General features: G+C 55.3%; 16 protein-coding genes. 9 read left to right on the forward strand and 7 right to left on the reverse strand.

Annotated elements, in window-relative coordinates; translation table 11 throughout:
- Positions 1-34: 34 nt before the first annotated feature.
- The 7 genes from AU511_RS05855 (at position 35) to def (ending at position 6,750) form a co-directional block, all read left to right on the forward strand.
- Entirely contained in the window at positions 35-535 is a 501-nt protein-coding gene (locus AU511_RS05855; protein ID WP_094100286.1) for a TIGR00645 family protein, read from the forward strand.
- A 214-nt stretch (positions 536-749) separates the two neighbouring features.
- On the forward strand, positions 750-1,271 hold the full coding sequence (locus AU511_RS05860) for a gluconokinase (RefSeq protein WP_094100227.1): 522 nt from the start codon (positions 750-752) through the stop codon (positions 1,269-1,271).
- A gap of 12 nt (positions 1,272-1,283) precedes the next feature.
- The gene (edd, locus tag AU511_RS05865) at positions 1,284-3,086 is read left to right on the forward strand and encodes a phosphogluconate dehydratase (RefSeq protein ID WP_094109085.1); all 1,803 of its coding nucleotides are present in this window, start codon (positions 1,284-1,286) and stop codon (positions 3,084-3,086) included.
- A 138-nt stretch (positions 3,087-3,224) separates the two neighbouring features.
- Positions 3,225-3,569 carry an MliC family protein gene (locus tag AU511_RS05870; RefSeq protein ID WP_167372003.1) on the forward strand — a complete coding sequence of 115 codons (345 nt, stop codon included), beginning with the start codon at positions 3,225-3,227 and terminating at the stop codon, positions 3,567-3,569.
- A gap of 237 nt (positions 3,570-3,806) precedes the next feature.
- Positions 3,807-4,787 carry a nickel/cobalt transporter gene (locus AU511_RS05875; RefSeq protein ID WP_094109087.1) on the forward strand — a complete coding sequence of 327 codons (981 nt, stop codon included), beginning with the start codon at positions 3,807-3,809 and terminating at the stop codon, positions 4,785-4,787.
- Between the two features lie 204 nt (positions 4,788-4,991).
- Positions 4,992-6,239, forward strand: coding sequence for a DUF2075 domain-containing protein (locus AU511_RS05880; RefSeq protein WP_094109088.1), 1,248 nt, complete (start codon positions 4,992-4,994; stop codon positions 6,237-6,239).
- On the forward strand, positions 6,226-6,750 hold the full coding sequence (gene def / locus AU511_RS05885; protein ID WP_167372004.1) for a peptide deformylase: 525 nt from the start codon (positions 6,226-6,228) through the stop codon (positions 6,748-6,750). Before AU511_RS05880 ends, def begins: the two co-directional genes overlap by 14 nt.
- A gap of 88 nt (positions 6,751-6,838) precedes the next feature.
- On the opposite strand, the gene AU511_RS05890 is transcribed toward def, so the two are convergent.
- The 6 genes from AU511_RS05890 to AU511_RS05915 all read right to left on the reverse strand — a co-directional run bounded on the left by AU511_RS05890 (position 6,839) and on the right by AU511_RS05915 (position 12,846).
- Positions 6,839-8,116: a histidine-type phosphatase gene (locus AU511_RS05890; protein ID WP_094109090.1), complete on the reverse strand. Its 1,278-nt coding sequence runs from the start codon at positions 8,114-8,116 to the stop codon at positions 6,839-6,841.
- A 21-nt stretch (positions 8,117-8,137) separates the two neighbouring features.
- Positions 8,138-8,821 (reverse strand): oligogalacturonate-specific porin KdgM family protein, encoded by a 684-nt coding sequence (locus tag AU511_RS05895; protein ID WP_094109091.1) that lies wholly within the window; start codon positions 8,819-8,821, stop codon positions 8,138-8,140.
- A gap of 228 nt (positions 8,822-9,049) precedes the next feature.
- Entirely contained in the window at positions 9,050-10,324 is a 1,275-nt protein-coding gene (locus AU511_RS05900) for a cytosine permease (RefSeq protein WP_094100218.1), read from the reverse strand.
- Positions 10,325-10,500: 176 nt separating this feature from the next.
- Complete coding sequence (locus tag AU511_RS05905) at positions 10,501-11,190, reverse strand: helix-turn-helix transcriptional regulator (protein WP_094109092.1); 690 nt, start codon at positions 11,188-11,190, stop codon at positions 10,501-10,503.
- A 29-nt stretch (positions 11,191-11,219) separates the two neighbouring features.
- The gene (locus AU511_RS05910; RefSeq protein WP_094100216.1) at positions 11,220-11,633 is read right to left on the reverse strand and encodes a GNAT family N-acetyltransferase; all 414 of its coding nucleotides are present in this window, start codon (positions 11,631-11,633) and stop codon (positions 11,220-11,222) included.
- Positions 11,634-12,021: 388 nt separating this feature from the next.
- On the reverse strand, positions 12,022-12,846 hold the full coding sequence (locus AU511_RS05915; protein WP_094100215.1) for an alpha/beta fold hydrolase: 825 nt from the start codon (positions 12,844-12,846) through the stop codon (positions 12,022-12,024).
- A 265-nt stretch (positions 12,847-13,111) separates the two neighbouring features.
- On the opposite strand from AU511_RS05915, the gene AU511_RS05920 reads away from it, so the two are divergent.
- Together AU511_RS05920 and AU511_RS05925 are read left to right on the forward strand one after the other, a co-directional pair.
- The gene (locus AU511_RS05920; RefSeq protein WP_139823886.1) at positions 13,112-13,474 is read left to right on the forward strand and encodes a thiamine pyrophosphate-dependent enzyme; all 363 of its coding nucleotides are present in this window, start codon (positions 13,112-13,114) and stop codon (positions 13,472-13,474) included.
- A gap of 511 nt (positions 13,475-13,985) precedes the next feature.
- On the forward strand, positions 13,986-15,491 hold the full coding sequence (locus AU511_RS05925; protein WP_094109093.1) for a sugar porter family MFS transporter: 1,506 nt from the start codon (positions 13,986-13,988) through the stop codon (positions 15,489-15,491).
- A 102-nt stretch (positions 15,492-15,593) separates the two neighbouring features.
- On the opposite strand, the gene AU511_RS05930 is transcribed toward AU511_RS05925, so the two are convergent.
- A partial coding sequence (locus AU511_RS05930; protein WP_240503774.1) for a GRP family sugar transporter occupies positions 15,594-16,011 on the reverse strand: 418 nt, incomplete at its 5' end.

Here is a 16,011-nt window from a genome sequence, read left to right on the forward strand (position 1 = left end):
CATGCATCCTTTCTACCTGCGACAGATGAGTACTATGGAACGTTTTCTTGAGAATGCGATGTACGCCGCCCGGTGGCTGTTGGCGCCGGTCTATCTTGGTTTATCGCTAGGGCTACTGGCGCTGACCATCAAGTTTTTTCAGGAGATCTGGCATGTTCTGCCCAACATTTTTTCCGTGGCGGAATCTGAGCTGGTCCTGACACTGCTGTCGCTGGTGGATATGACACTGGTGGGTGGCTTACTGGTCATGGTGATGTTTTCTGGCTACGAAAACTTCGTCTCGGCTCTCGATATCGACGAGGGGAAAGAGAAGCTGAACTGGCTGGGCAAAATGGACTCCGGTTCATTGAAAAACAAAGTGGCGGCTTCCATCGTCGCCATCTCCTCCATCCATTTACTGCGTGTGTTTATGGATGCCCGCAATGTCCCCGACAACAAGCTGATGTGGTACGTCATCATCCACCTCACTTTTGTATTGTCAGCCTTCGTCATGGGCTATCTGGACCAGCTGTCGCGTCGAGATAAAGACCACTAACGTCTGGTGCGCTACTTGTTGCCCGTCATGCCAGCGATTACCCACAGAATCAGGCGCGTTGGCTCCGGCGAACCGCCTCTGTGGCGTCCGGCCTCTCTTCAGGTCATTATGTGTGTTTTGTCACAACTCCATATTGTTACCGGTAACATGTTACCGGTAACGGTGCTACGATTGTTGACATAACCGGTTTTATTGCATGGGTGGAGAAAGAAGTATGGCGGGTCAAAGCTTTATTCTGATGGGCGTGTCCAGCACGGGTAAATCCTCAGTCGGCGAGGCGCTGGCGAGGGCAGTCGGCGCCAAGTTTATCGACGGTGACGATTTGCACCCGCGCAACAATATCCTGAAAATGGCAGGGGGAGACCCGCTAAATGATGATGACCGGGCACCGTGGTTGGAGCGCATCCGCGATGCGGCATTCAGCCTTGAACGAAAAAATGAGACCGGCGTCATCGTCTGTTCAGCCCTGAAAAAGCAATACCGTGATCAAATTCGCTCGGGCAACGAGCATGTCACCTTTATCCATCTTTCCGGTTCCTTCGAATTGGTTCTGGCTCGCATGATGGCGCGCGAAGGCCACTTTATGCCTGCGGCGCTTCTAAAGAGCCAGTTCGACACATTGGAAGTGCCGGGAAACGACGAACCCGATGTCGTCACGGTCAGTATTGATGGCAGTTTTGATGACGTGGTGAAACGCTGCGTCATGGCGGTACGTGGGAGAGCGTGCCGTGCTTAAACGGAGGAATGAATGAATAACAATAAAGTCATTGAGCAAGTCACACGTCGTATACTGGAACGCAGTGAAGCCTCTCGCCGCCGCTATTTGGCGAAAACGGAAGCCCAGGCGGAACAAGGCAAAACCCGCAGCCACCTGTCCTGCGGCAATCTGGCGCATACGGTAGCCGCCTGTCCATCCAGTCAGAAAGGCACGATTCTAGATTTTACCCGCGTCAATGTCGGCATCATCACCGCCTATAACGACATGTTGAGCGCTCATCAGCCTTACGGCACCTATCCCGACACGATGAAAAAAACGCTGGCTGAAATGGGCCACAGCGCGCAGATTGCCGGCGGCGTCCCGGCGATGTGCGATGGCGTGACTCAGGGGCAGGACGGGATGGATCTGTCGCTGTTCTCGCGCGATCTGATCGCTCAGGCGACGGCCGTTTCGCTGAGCCACAACACCTTTGATGCGACGCTGCTGCTGGGCATCTGCGACAAAATCGCGCCCGGCCAGCTGATCGGCGCGCTCTCGTTCGGCCATTTGCCTTCGGCTTTTGTGCCGTCCGGCCCGATGTCCGCGGGGATCAGCAACGATGAGAAAGTGAAGGTACGCCAGCAGTATGCCGCGGGTGAAGTCGGCAAGGCCGCGTTGCAGGACATGGAGTGCAACGCCTATCACTCGCCGGGCACCTGCACGTTCTACGGCACGGCCAACACCAACCAACTGGTGTTTGAAGCAATGGGGTTGATGCTGCCCGGTTCTTCTTTTGTCGCGCCGAACGATCCGCTGCGAGCGGCCCTGACCGAAAAAATTACCGCGCACATCGTCACTCAGGCCGACAACGGCACGCAATACCGACCGCTGTCGCGCGTGGTGGATGAAAAATCCATTGTTAACGGTCTGGTCGCCCTGCTGGCCTCCGGCGGTAGTACCAACCACTCTATCCATCTGGTGGCGGTCGCGGCGGCGGCGGGATATGTCCTGACCTGGGACGACATCGAAGAGCTGTCTCAGGTCGTGCCGCTGTTGGCGAAAATGTATCCGAACGGTCCGGCCGACATCAATGAATTCCAGCAGGCGGGCGGCGTGCCGACGCTGATGAAAGCGCTGGCAGAGCGCGGTCTGCTGAACATGGATGCCACGCCGGTTTACGGCAGCATGGAAGACTATCTTTCCTCGCCGCGTCTGCAGAATGGCCAGCTGGTTTTCGAGCCGGTGGCCGACTCCTCCAATCCAAATGTCATCGCTTTACCCGGCGCCCAGTTCAGCGAACAGGGGGGCCTGAAAGTGCTGGACGGCAACCTGGGCCGCGGCGTCATCAAAGTCAGCGCCGTCGCGCCCGAATACCGCTTCATCCAAGCCCCGGCACGCGTCTTTGAATCTCAGCACGACGTGGAGAAGGCTTACCACGCCGGCGAGTTTACGCAAGACGTCGTGATTGTCGTGCGCCATAACGGCCCTGCCGCCAACGGCATGCCGGAGCTGCATAAGTTGATGCCGATAATGGGCAACCTAATGAAGTCCGGACTGCGGGTTGCGCTGGTGACGGACGGTCGTCTGTCCGGCGCATCCGGTAAAGTGCCTGCGGTGATCCACCTTTCGCCGGAAGCGCAACGCGGCGGTCCGCTATGCCGGATCATCGATGGCGACGTCATTCGTGTGGATGCGCAGGCTGGTCGTATTGACGTTCAGACCGATCTGACCGCGCGACCGGAAATACATCCCGAGCTGGCGCCTGAGCATCTGGGGTCTGGCCGCGAGCTGTTCTCCGTATTCCGCCAGGTGGTATCCAGCGCCGAACAGGGCGCGTCCATCTTCAGCCTCTAACGCCTTCGCCGCGCACGGCTGTGTGCGGTAGCCCCGGTCGGGTGACGTGGGTCCGTCAGGTCCTTGCATCATCCGGCTTTTTTGTGCGTATTTCCTGAGAGTAGCTATATTTTTTGCAGGCTTCCTAAGGAATGTATGATGAAAAAATCAATGCTTTTCGCTCTATTTGGCGGCATGGCGTTAACCGCCTGCCATTCCAACGATCCCGCTGAGTTCATGGTGCCCGGCAATGAAAAGATGGAAGTGTCGAAGCAGATGTACGTCTGTGACGATGGCTCAAAGCTGGGAGTGATGTACTACAACAATGAGCCCAACTATGCCGCGCTGGTCAACATTCCGGACAAGGGCAAAATTTTGATGGTTGACGTGCCAGCGGCCAGCGGTGCCCGCTATGTCGGGAATGTCTACGAATGGTGGACCAAAGGCGATAACGGTACGTTGAAACAGGTCCTCGAAGGTAAAGACATCGAGTGTCATAAATAAGGCGTGACCTCGGCGATGAGGTCATGTCATCGCCGGGTTATGCTGTCCGTTATGTTTTGCCGTTTCCCATCGCGACCAGCTCGGTCATGTTGGTCTCGCGGTTTTCAAACGGGCAACCGCCGCGAACGGCAGGCCTGACAACCTCTATCACGATACGCCTTTTTGCCTCCGACGTGATTTCTTGCAGCGATCGGCCTATGATCCCGTCGGGAAAAACTCAGGCGGAGGCTGATAAGGATGTCAGGAAAACAGCGGGTGATGTGCGGTATCGCTGCCATTTTGTTTATTGCGGTGATCGCGACGATCGTGAGTTATTGGTCCAATTTTCTTTCCGCGATGTTGGCAATACAAATCTATCTTCATCGCTATCTGGTGGGTTATCTGCTCCAGCTTGGGAACCAACACGTGGGCTACGGCGTATTGCTGCTGGCCGCCAGTTTCATCTACGGCGTATTGCACGCCATCGGCCCCGGCCATGGCAAATTCATCATCACGACCTACCTCAGCGTCTCCCATGAGACGGCCTCTTCCGCCAGAATCCTCGCCTTTCTGGGGGCGATGACGCAGGGCCTTACGGCAATTCTGTTCGTCTATCTGCTGGTGGTTTTCCTGAACGTCTCGATGGGCGATTTGAGCCTAAGCCGCTGGTATATGGAAAAAATCAGTGCGCTCTACATCGGGGCGTTCGCCGTCGTGTTAATTGCCAGAGCCGTACGCGCGGGACGAGCCCGTCCGGCTATCCGCCGTTGTACGCCGGTGGTCGCCGGTACGTCGGCGGTATTGGTGCGGCCTCTTGCGAACAAGGTTGTCGAACCCGCGGCCTGCTGTGGACACCATGCCGTTAACCCGGTGGCCGTGCCACGCGACCTGTCGTCCGCGCTGGCGATGATTGCAGCTATCGGCATTCGACCTTGCACCGGCGCGATAATGATCCTGGCGTTCGCCAACGCGGTCGGCTGCTTCAACTGGGGCGCTGCCGCCGTCATGGCGATGGCGTTGGGAACGGCGTTGGCAATCTGCGCGCTGGCAACGTGGGTGATCCACTCGCGCGACCGGGCATCGTCTTTGTTCCAACGTGCGCGCCATCCGATGTTCGGCACGCTGCGTCCTTGGCTGCTGGCGGCGTCAGGGCTGCTTCTGTTTCTGTTTGCCCTTATGCTGTTCTCCTCCACCTTGCCAGCGAACATGATTGGCGATGCGCTTAACAACGGCTGTTGAGTGCAACCTCCGGTAAACGGCAGGAGTGAGCGCGGGGTAAGGGCGTATTCAAGGTTGTCACCCTGGAAGTCGCATGTTTTCATTAGGCGTCAACGGCGGCAGAACTTGGCTTCTTTAGGAAGCAAGGCAACGTCGGCGACGGGCGTTCCTCTGCCGCATTTCGCGCGGTGGAAGAGCTGACTCACTCTCAGATAATCCAATGCCATGTCCCAGATGAACCAGGCGAGTTTCAAGCTCTCGCCAGAAAAAACGCTGTCGGATGAGCAGTTGGCGCTCAAACAGCGCGTAGAAGCCTTTCTGTGCCAGCATCGTCATGCCGATCAGGCGTGTTTAGTGATCCAGGGGCCGGCGGGCACCGGCAAAAGCGTCTTCCTGCATGCGCTGTTCGCCGATTTACAGCGTGACGCGCGTCAACGGAAGGATCATCCGCTGTACGGCAGCGAAAACGTGTTGCTCGTCAACCATCCCGAAATGCTCAAAGCCTACAAAAACGCGTCGGACGCACAGGTCGCACTCCGTAAAAAAGACTATGAGCGCCCGACGACGTTCATTAACCGCATGCGCAAACGGGAAGCCAAGGTGGATATCGTGCTGGTGGACGAGGCCCACTTGCTGCTGACGCGCAGCGATCGCTACAACCATTTTTTTCAGGACAATCATCTGGAAGAGATTTTGCGCCTCGCTCGCTGTGTGGTGCTGATTTTCGATGAGCAGCAGGTGCTGAAATCCAAAAGCCTGTGGCGAGAAGGCGATCTTGAGCGACTGATCGCCCGCGGCCCGCATGAAGTGCATCTATTGCGGCATCAGTTCCGAATGAAGGCGGCCACGTCGGTGCAGCATTGGATTAACCACTTCTGTCGTCGACAACTGATGCCCTTGCCGGTAGCGGCGCCCGGCGAGCCAATGTTTGAGCTGAAGATCTTCGACGATGCTCAGGCTATGTATACAGCGATCCGCCGGCGTAACGCCGACAGCGGACTGTCGCGGATGCTGTCGACCTATGATTACCCCTATCGGTTGGACGGTCAGGATCACTTTATTGAAGAGGGCGCCTTCCGGCTACGCTGGGATCGCTCGAAGCCGAACGAGCGCCTGCCGTGGGCGGAGCGGGAAGACACTATCGACGAAGTCGGCTCGGTATACACGGTACAGGGCTTTGATCTCAACTACGTCGGGCTGATCCTGGGGCCATCGGTATCCTGGGATGCAGAACGTCGTGAAATCGTTATCGATCCGTCTCGTTATGAGGACGGCGCGGCGTTTCAGGGCGCTGGGCGTCTCGACGACGCCGAGACGGTGAAAGTTCGTATCATGCTCAATGCCATCAACGTGCTGATGACCCGCGCGATCGATGGACTCTATATTTATGCTCACGACGCGGGACTGCGTCGCCAACTGCTTCTCTTGCAGGATGAAGCGGCAACGAACGGAGAGAACCATGTCTGCAAATGAACTGGCGTGGATTGACGATCCGCGCATGAAAACGGTATCCCGGCACGTCGACGTCGTCGATGACTCCGTCAACGCGCTGGTGGAACGGATGTTCGCCCTGGTCGAGAGGATGAACGATTCAGGGCTGGCCGCGATTCAGTTAGGGATCCCGCAGCGCATCGTGGTGATCGATATGGATGATGAACACGGCGTGCGTCAGCGTTTGGCGCTGATCAACCCGGAGGTGGTGGAACGCTCTGAGGAAACGACCTCGCATCTTGAACTGTGTTCCTCTATCCCGCAGCATCCCTTGCCGGCGGTGCGGGCCAAGCGCGTGCGCGTGGCGTATACCGATCAGGGCGGCAATCAACAGTCGTTGGACGCGGGTGGGGCGCTGGCGGTATGCCTCCAGCATGAAATCGATCATCTCGACGGATTGTCGTTGATCGACAACCTGTCCGATCTGAAACGTAACCGCATTCGAACTCAATTGGCCAAGCTGCGACGTAAGCTGGCGCCGAGGGACGAATAACGCGTCTGTCGGGGGCTGTTGCCGCGAGGGGCGTGATCGCATCAATCAGCAACGGACGCAGGGCGCGCCCGTTGTCGTTGCACCGGAGCTAGTGAAACAGAGGTTGCGGCGAGGTCACGTCCGGCACTTGGGCGCGGGTCATTTTCTCGACGATGTGGTCCAGCGGGCAGAACCAGCCGACGGCCGTTTGTTGGCAGTGGCTGTCGTGATACTCCTCGATCAGCGGCGGCGCCTCTGACGTCAAGGGGCTGAGATTGCGCCACTGGTCCAGCGACATGGCGCTAAACGTCAGCCGCACGTAGCGTTCGCCGCTGTGGGTATCGCGATAGCGCTCGAACGCCAGGCTGCCCCCCGGCGGGATATCGTTGCGCGGATAGTCGCCCAACCGCCAGTTCATCTGCAATATGGTCTGGATCTGCGCGATATTGGTGTCATGGCCGACGAACAGCGCCAGCGGCGCTTTCAAACCCGGGTTTGCCGGGGCGGACGCCGTGGTGCCGGCCGTGAGCGCCGCGACCAGCTGAGACATCAGCAGCGTCCCGCCGTGTCGCGCCAGCTCCGGAGTGTCGCTGACCAGGTCGTATTTAGCCGCGTGCAGCGCCATCAGCGCCGAGACTTCGCGGGCATTTCGGGCATGGCCGAAAGCCACCTGGGACAGCGGCAGTCCTTCGCTGTACTGCAGGCGGATAGTTTCGCCTATCGTCGACCCCGGAGACAGCGGGCCTTTGAGTGATACGCCGTGCTCTTTTTCCACCAGCTTCCACGGCGCGTTCAGGAACTCGCAGGAAGAAGGCGTATCGGCGCAGACCGCCGCGCGCAGCAGCGTGATGGCGGGCTGATAGCGTTGATTCAGATCCTCTGCGCTGCCCGTCTGCGCCGTGACCTGCTGTTTGACGACCTCTCTGTCTGGCTGGCTCAGGCCCATATCCGCGCTTTGAAACAGCGGATCACGCTTCTCACGTGTGCTGCCCGCCGCGAGTCCGCAGCCCGGAAACATGCCGTCGAGGAGCGCTTGCGCCGTGGCGCGGGTTCTTTGCAACGGGCTGGACCAGGCGAACACCTGTTCCGGCGGCGGACAGCCCGCGCCGATGGGCAGACCTGCCGCTCGCCAGCGGGCGATCTGATAGGCACCCTGATGGATAATTCCGGCGTAACCGTGACCAGAGAGGTGACCGTCTGGTACCGTCCATTCGGGCCACGTTTTACCGGTCGCTTTGTTCAAGGTGTCGGTTCCCGTCTGAGGACGGACGCCGTGGCGGCTCAGCGTGACGACATGTTCCAGCGTAAATTGCGTCTCGGGCGCGGCCATCGACGGAAAGGCGGACATCAATGCCAGCGTGGCGGCACCCCATTTGAAAATAGTCATAGCGGATCATGAACCTTATTATTAAAACGTGTATTTAAATCCGGTGGCGTAGGTGGTTTGCCGTTTATCACTGCTTTTTGACACGGATTCGTTGGTGACTTCAAGGACGTATTGCCAGTGAGTTAGGAATTTAATTTTCATTTCGACTTGATGTTCATAGTCGGTGTCTCGTGTAGCGAAAATAGGCCGATCGCTAAAATAGCGAGAATATTTATAAGATAGCGTCGCGTGGCTGAATTTATATTTTGCGCCCGCATCAATACGGTGTGTATGTTTCGTCGGCTTATCGTCGTAATCGGTTATTTCGTAGCGATAACGTGTTACAAGCACAATATTATCGACCACAAACCATTCCGCGCTCAAAGACGGTTTCCAGGTTTGCTTTTCATCGTAAATGCTGGACGTCAAGCCGGGGGTTAATGTCGCCGAAGGGGAAACCGCAAACGCGTAATCGATGCCAAACTCCGTTTTATCTTTACGTAAGTGATTGAATGCCTTGCCGGCTGAACCATCCGATGACTCGCGCGGATAGGTTTCCCACTCCGCGGACAGCCCGAGTCCCTGATTGAAACGATGTTCAATGCCCCATTTATCGCTGTGGGTACGGGAGACATCGCTGAATTCATGTTTCCAGAAAAGAGAAACTGCCTGCGATTGAAAAGACAATACGCATAAGGAGATGAATAAAAAATGACGTAAAAACATTAATAATCGCCGTTTGTGCTAAAAGTGCTGCGAATATAGGGATGCGACATGACAGAATAATGAACGTTATTTGCCGCAGAGATGATGAGATAAAAATTTGTGAGATGGGCGATAAGTCAACGAGCCCTTGTAAAATAAAATGCTTTTTATCTCAAGATGAATAGATTGTCGTTCTGCCGACGGCGTGACGTTATTTTCGCCGTCGGCGGAACAGGTCTGCCATTGCGCTTAAGGCAGACGCGTCGTCTTTTTCAGTACGATATAAAGCACGCTGGCGACGACGAGCGAATTGAAGGCGGGAATGCCCCATTCTACGTTCAGGCCTACGACGCTGCCGATGATGCTGGCGATGATGGCGGCCCAACCGATCGCTGGGGTATTGGCCGCATCCGGTAGCTGACCCGCTTTGCGGCTGGCGTCCAACAGCGTTCTATGGCTGCGCAGCAGGTAATAGTCCACCAGCATAACCCCAATAATTGGCGGGAACACCACGCCCAACAGCGTCAGAAAATCGACAAAGCGGTCCAGAATACCTAGCACTGACAGCAATGTGCCGATCAGGCCAATGACCAGTGTGATGGACATATAGCTGAGCTTTTTACCGGTGATCCCTTCAATGGCGTTCGCCAGCCCCAGCGATGAGGAGTAGAGGTTAATATCGTTGATTCTCAACGTAGAGAATACGACGGCGATCAGCCCGATGCCCCCGGCCATCTGCGACATAATGGTGACGACATCTGCCGTGTTCAGCGCTCTCGCGATTAAGATAGCGAGACCGTTTACGATGAATTCGCCGACGATAATCGACATGATAGTCATCCAGAACACGTGACGGCCTTTCTGCGAATAGCGGGTCATATCCGGCGTAATGAGGCTGGCGACGATACATCCCCCGACGACCATTGTGGCCCCGGCGCTGATGGAGACGGACTCGGACGGGATGGAGTCTATGAGAGCGTAGAACGAGTGCCCCGCCAGCGTTTGCGTCGAAATGTAGGCGACGATACCGATAAACAGCGGGACGGCGATACGGGCGGTATAGCGCAATGCTTTGAAACCGAAGGCGACCAGCAGCGTCAGCGCCACGCCCGACAGTGTGGCGGAGCCGGCGAAGCCCAGTTTGTCGTTAAGCGCAAAGTTGAGCGCCCGCGCGAACACCGCATTCTGTACGCCGAACCAGCCGAGCAGGCTGATGGCGATCACCACGCCCATTAGCACGGCGCCGAGTCGGCCAAATCCGCACCATCGTGCCAGCAGGCTGCCGGACAGCCCCTCCATCATGCCCGCATAGCCCAGACCGATGGTCACGATGCCGAAAATGAGGCTGCCGATGGCGATGGCGGTAAAGGCCTGACCCAGCGTCATCGAATGCCCCAGCACGGCGCCGAGCATGAACTGGTCTAGGGCGGTGAGCATACCGATGTGCACCAGCGCGATATTGAAAAAAGGCAGTCTTGCCGAGTGGGGAACCCGGCTTACCGGATAATCATCTATTTTTTCCATATTTTCCTGAGTCCTTGTGGTTAATCGCCCCATTCCTGCAGGCGCGGCTGGTTTTAATGCCAGCTGAAAGCCAACGCGATCCCCGGTTGTCGAACGGACGTGAGGTCACCTTGCGCCCCGAGATAACAGGGATCTCTCGGGGGGGATTGGTGAATGTGTCTGACGTGGTTAGCGCGCTAAATATATTGAATGCCTTTCACCAGCAGTCTGGGCGGAATGTATTTATCTAATCCCGAGTGATAACAAAACGCTTTAAATTGATGCAATGAATGCACGTCGGCTTTTTGGTAAATGTTATATATTCTGTTTTCAATAGTTTTGTAGGCAAGGTTGGTTTTTCGGGCGATCTCCTTTCCTGAAAAACCCTGCAGGATCAGAAAAATCATTTCCAGTTCCGAGGGCGTAAATAAACTGTTTTCGACGCGGGTAATCAGCGTGGAGGGCGCCTTTTTATCGATATAAACCAGAGGGGAGAGCGTCGTCAGGGGCTTGGCGTTCCACATGGTGCCAATACAGCGTTTCTTGACGTCGAAAATAGGAATTTTTTCGCTGACGAACGGCGAGAGAAACGTGTCGCCATTCCAATAGTGCGTTTCGATGACGGCGACGCTTTTCTGGCTGTGCTCTGTTCGTCGGTCGTGTTCTATAAAGTCTTCCGACAGTTCCGCCCATTCGGCGGGGAATTCGGCGTCCAGTTTTCCTTCGAACTCAAATTGGGCGGGCGTATTGGTATACGTCAGGGCGGCTTTGTTCATGTAAATATGCCGCGATGCCAGATCCTTGATTCCCCAAGGTTCGTGCAATGCTTCCATCACGGTTATCAGACCGCCGATATAACGGCTGATGTCTTCTGTGTCCTGCGGCATCCTGACCTCCTTTCAAGACGACTGATAATTTACTGAAACTCCTTACGGAGATAATGACGCGTGAAACGGTGAGCGTAACCGGCGAGGTGGCCGTACTCCTGATATCCGAGCTTCTCGTAAAATCCCTTGGCCTGAAAACTGAAGGTATCGACATAGGCCATATGACAGCCGCGTTTTATCGCCTCCGTTTCGGCCTGCTGCATCATTTGGCGGCCTAAACCGGCATGACGATAAGGTTCGTCGACCCACAGGAATTTAATTTCCAGCGCTCCCCACCAGGTTCTTGCAACCAGACCTGCAATAATGTCGTTATTATCATTGGTGAAAGTTAGAAATAACGGGTAAATATCACCTTCCTGGAATTTTTTATTGTGTTGCAATAAACGTTGAATGACGAATTCCTCATCCTGAGGATTGGGGGTGTCGGTAATATTTAACTTCATTATTGTTATGCTCCTGATTTCTATAAATCTTATGTCGCATCCAAGCGAATATTAATCTTTAGCATAAATCGTTTTTTGAGACAAGGGCGGTTTCTACCCCTTCATTATCAGCCTGCATGGGGTAGTGTACTCCGAGTTTATGCAAGAAAAACCAGGCCTTGAATACGCTTATAGTAAAACTATTAGTCGCATCCTCTTTGCCATCACCAGGGAAACATATTCTTATTGGATGGGAGAGTAATGATGAGTGGGCATAAATTTCGGTTCATCTACTATTATGATAAATATAAAAAATAAGCGATTGTATATCGTGTATTTATAATATTTAACCACACTCAATTTATGCGACAACGAGCCTCTTAGACGGAGGCTCGGATAAGCCGGACGGTTAGTCCACCGACCGAATAAACTCAAGCAGATCCTGATTCAACCGATCCCGGTGCGTTTGGGGAATAGCATGTGGCGCACCTTCATAGACCTTGAGTTGGGCGTTTTTGATCATCGCCGCGGCCACTTTGCCCGTAGATTCGAACGGCACGACCTGGTCGGCATCGCCGTGGATAACCAGCGCAGGCACGTTGATGCTGTGCATATCCGGGCGAAAATCCGTTTCAGAGAATGCCGTGACGCAGTCGAGCGTACTTTTCAGAGAGGCCAGCAGTGCAATGTTCAACGTTTGGGTCAGTACGCCGTCGGAGACGTGCATGCCTTTGTTGAGGCCGTAAAACGGCGTCGCGAAATCGCTGATAAACTGCGCGCGGTCTTGCATAATCCCTTTACGGATGCCGTCGATGACCTGTTGTTCCACCCCATTCGGATAGTCGGCCGACTTCATCAGCTTGGGGGTTACAGCGCTGAGCAGGGCTAGGGCCTTGACGCGATGTGAGCCGTGACGCTGGATATAGCGGGCAACGTCGCCGCCGCCCATCGAAAAACCGATCAGCGTAATCTCGTCCAGTTGCAGGTGTTCTATCAATTCGTGGATATCATCGGCCAGCGTATCGTAGTGATAGCCATTCCACGGCTGGTCGGAACGCCCAAAACCGCGGCGGTCAAAGGCGATGGCGCGGAAGCCGTGCTCGGCGAAAAAATGCAGTTGGCTGTCCCACATATCGGCATCCAGAGGCCAGCCGTGGCTGAACAACAGCGGCTTACCTTTCCCCCAATCCTTGTAATAGAGCTGAGTACCGTCTTTCGTTCTGAATATGCTCATATGTAACACCTCTGATAGGTCGCGAATAGGAAGATCAATGCGAACTCCCGGCCGTACGGTAGCGGTTTGGGTCGACGCAGACGCTACTTTTTAGCTTAGCAGGATATCCTTATTTGACAGGCCGCTGCGCGTTGAGAGCGGCTTATTCAGCGAAGATAAAAAATGAAAGGGTGCAGAGGCTCGATTGCCGTCGCGATGGGGGAAAACGGTGCATTTGCGGCGTCTTACAGAAAGAGAGGCGCGCGCTTTACTTAGAAGGCACATCTTGATTTGTCAGGAGCTGGCGACGTTGATGCGTCTCGGCTTGGTTCCCGTGATTTTTCTGCTCAACAACAACGGCTACATAATTGAGCGCTACATCTTGGGGGAACACGCCTCCTACAACTCGATACCGTCTATGCGTTACACCGAGCGGCTCCATGCAATGGGAGGCGGAGACGACGTTGTCAGCGCGGTGGTGGAAAATAGCGCCCAGCGGGACGCCGCGCTGGAATACGCCGGGCAGGCTAAGTCGCTCACGCTGATCGAAGTCAGGCTGCCGGATATGGAGGGACCGCAGGCGTTGAAAGCTCTGTGTAGCAACTGCAACCGTTTCAATTTTGGGGTTACGTCTCCCCGCCTTCTGTAACGCGGTGTCATCTTCGCAGGCCGCCATTTCTGGGTGGTCTGCCATTACGCCGGAACGCCAGACGTTATTTCACATATCTTCCGGTTACTCAGGGCCTCTTTTTAGCGATAGTTGTTGCGCTGTACTCTGCGGCATCACGCTTTATTTCCCGGTGTTATTTCTTGTCTGATTATCGCTATTTGGCGGAAAGGTAAATGATATTTTTTTACTTTTGATATAACCGTTTCTTATATTCGATAATTACATTATTTCTTGTGATTGTTATTCCCCGTTCGGTTTTGATGACACATTACTCTGGTGGGAAATAAACGCTGGTGAGAAATAATTTTTCAGTCAGGTGTATTTTTATTCAGGGGTGACAGTTTCAACTTGTTATGCTATATCTATAGATGCTGTATATCACGGTTGATAATATCGTTATTAGACGATAAGTCAGAATATTCAATCAATAACCACCTTTCGAAAAATTACCTATGCCACGTTTAACACTCACTTGAAATAAAGGAAAATTATGTCTGATGTACACGACGACGGAGACAAATATAGCGATAAACCACCGGTGATATTACCGGCTGACAATGAAAAGTTATCCGACACGTTAGATAGTGGAAATAACAGCTTCTTTAGCGCTGATGCCTTTTTATTGACAGCAACTGCCATCGCCGCCATCGCGGGATTTTTATATGGCTACGACACCGGAATTATTTCCGGCGCTCTGCTGCAAATCACCCATGACTTTTCCCTCTCTTCCCATGCCCAGGAGCTGGTCACCAGCGCCATACTGGTCGGCGCTGTCGTCGGCGCCTTGTCCTGCGGTAAGTTATCCAGCGTACTGGGGCGGCGGTATACGGTCATGATCGTCGCCGCTATCTTCGCGCTGGGGGTGATTGGCTCCGGTCTGTCGCCCAACGCCTATTATCTCGGCGCCGCGCGGCTGGTGCTGGGGTTTGCCGTCGGGGGCGCGTCGCAGATTGTCCCGGTCTATATTGCCGAGCTGGCGCCGCCGGAGAAACGCGGCCGGCTGGTGACGTTCTTCAATATTTCCATTGGGATCGGCATTCTCACCGCGGCGCTGGTCGGGACGTTTCTGCAGGATCTGTGGTCCTGGCGCGTCATGTTCGCCGTCGCGGCGATCCCCGCGGTGGTCCTGCTGATCGGCATGCTGCCGCTGCCGGAAAGCCCGCGCTGGCTGGTGGGTAAAAAACGCATGAAGGAAGCCCACGTCGCGCTGGATACGGTGCGGGAAACCGCCCGGGAAGTGCGCCGCGAGATCAAGGCCATCCAGCGCGTGCATGAACGGGCTAAACGCAAGTCAACCGGCAGTTGGAAAGATCTGAAGCAGCCGTGGCTACGTCCGGCGCTGGTCGTCGGATTGGGCATTGCCGCGTTTACTCAGTTGTCCGGCATCGAAATGATGATTTACTACACGCCGACCTTCCTGACCGGTGCCGGTTTCAGCCGGGCTATGGCGCTGCACTCCGCGTTGGGCGTGGCGGTCATTTATCTGGTGCTGACCATCGTCGGCAAGCTGTTGGTCGACCGTATTGGCCGCCGCACGTTGACGCTGTATATGATCCCCGGCGCGGTCATCAGCTTGGTCTTGCTGGGGCTGATGTTTCGCTTGAACGCCAACGGCGGACAGCACGGCTGGCTAATTGTGGCCTGCCTGTTCGCTTTTATGGTCTTTAACTCGGGCGGGATTCAGGTCATCGGTTGGCTGGTGGGATCGGAGGTCTACCCGCTGGGCGTCCGTGAAAAGGCCAGCAGTCTGCACGCGGCCACGCTGTGGGGCTCAAACTTGCTGCTCACCTCCACCGCGCTGTCGATGGTCAATCTGCTGGGTATTGGCGGCGCCATGTGGTTCTACGCGTTGCTGAATCTGCTGGGATTCATCTTCATCTACTTCATAATGCCGGAAACGAAAGGGCGCAGTCTGGAGGAGATTGAAACCTCTCTGAAGGAAGGGCGTTTTTATCCACGCAGCCAGCGTGAACAGGCCGTTACGCAGGAACCGTAATATGCACGTCTGAGGGGCATGGCCCCTCTTTTTTGCTTCATCGTCCTGGTGACCGTCAGGCAGGCCATCCCGATGGGGCGGTCGCAGGCGCGGCGGTCCGCGTCAAATCTGGCTGATAATAATCCCGCCGCTCAAAACCAGCACCAGACCGATAAGGGTAAGGATCAGCTCCTTGCAGGTTTTATGTTCCTTCAGGATAAAGATCCCGCCCAGCGTCGAGATAATCACGCTCATCTGCGACAGCGTAAATCCGGTCGCGACCCCGTTACGTTGTGCGGAGATTAGGTAACCCAGCGCGGCCACCGCAAAGATCAAGCCGGGCAGCATGCTCCAATAGGTCTGTTTCTCTTTAAGCGTACTGCCGAGTTGTTTGATGGAGAGCAGGAGCGACATCACCACCATGCCCGCCGTTTGCGGCAGGAAGGCGTCCCACCCGCTGAGATTAAACATGCGGGGCAGGGCGGAATAGCCGATGTAGCCGAACATGGAGACGATCAGAATGCCTACCCCGGTGAGCAGG

Source organism: Lonsdalea iberica, assembly GCF_002111585.1.
Classification (GTDB): Bacteria; Pseudomonadota; Gammaproteobacteria; order Enterobacterales; family Enterobacteriaceae; genus Lonsdalea; species Lonsdalea iberica.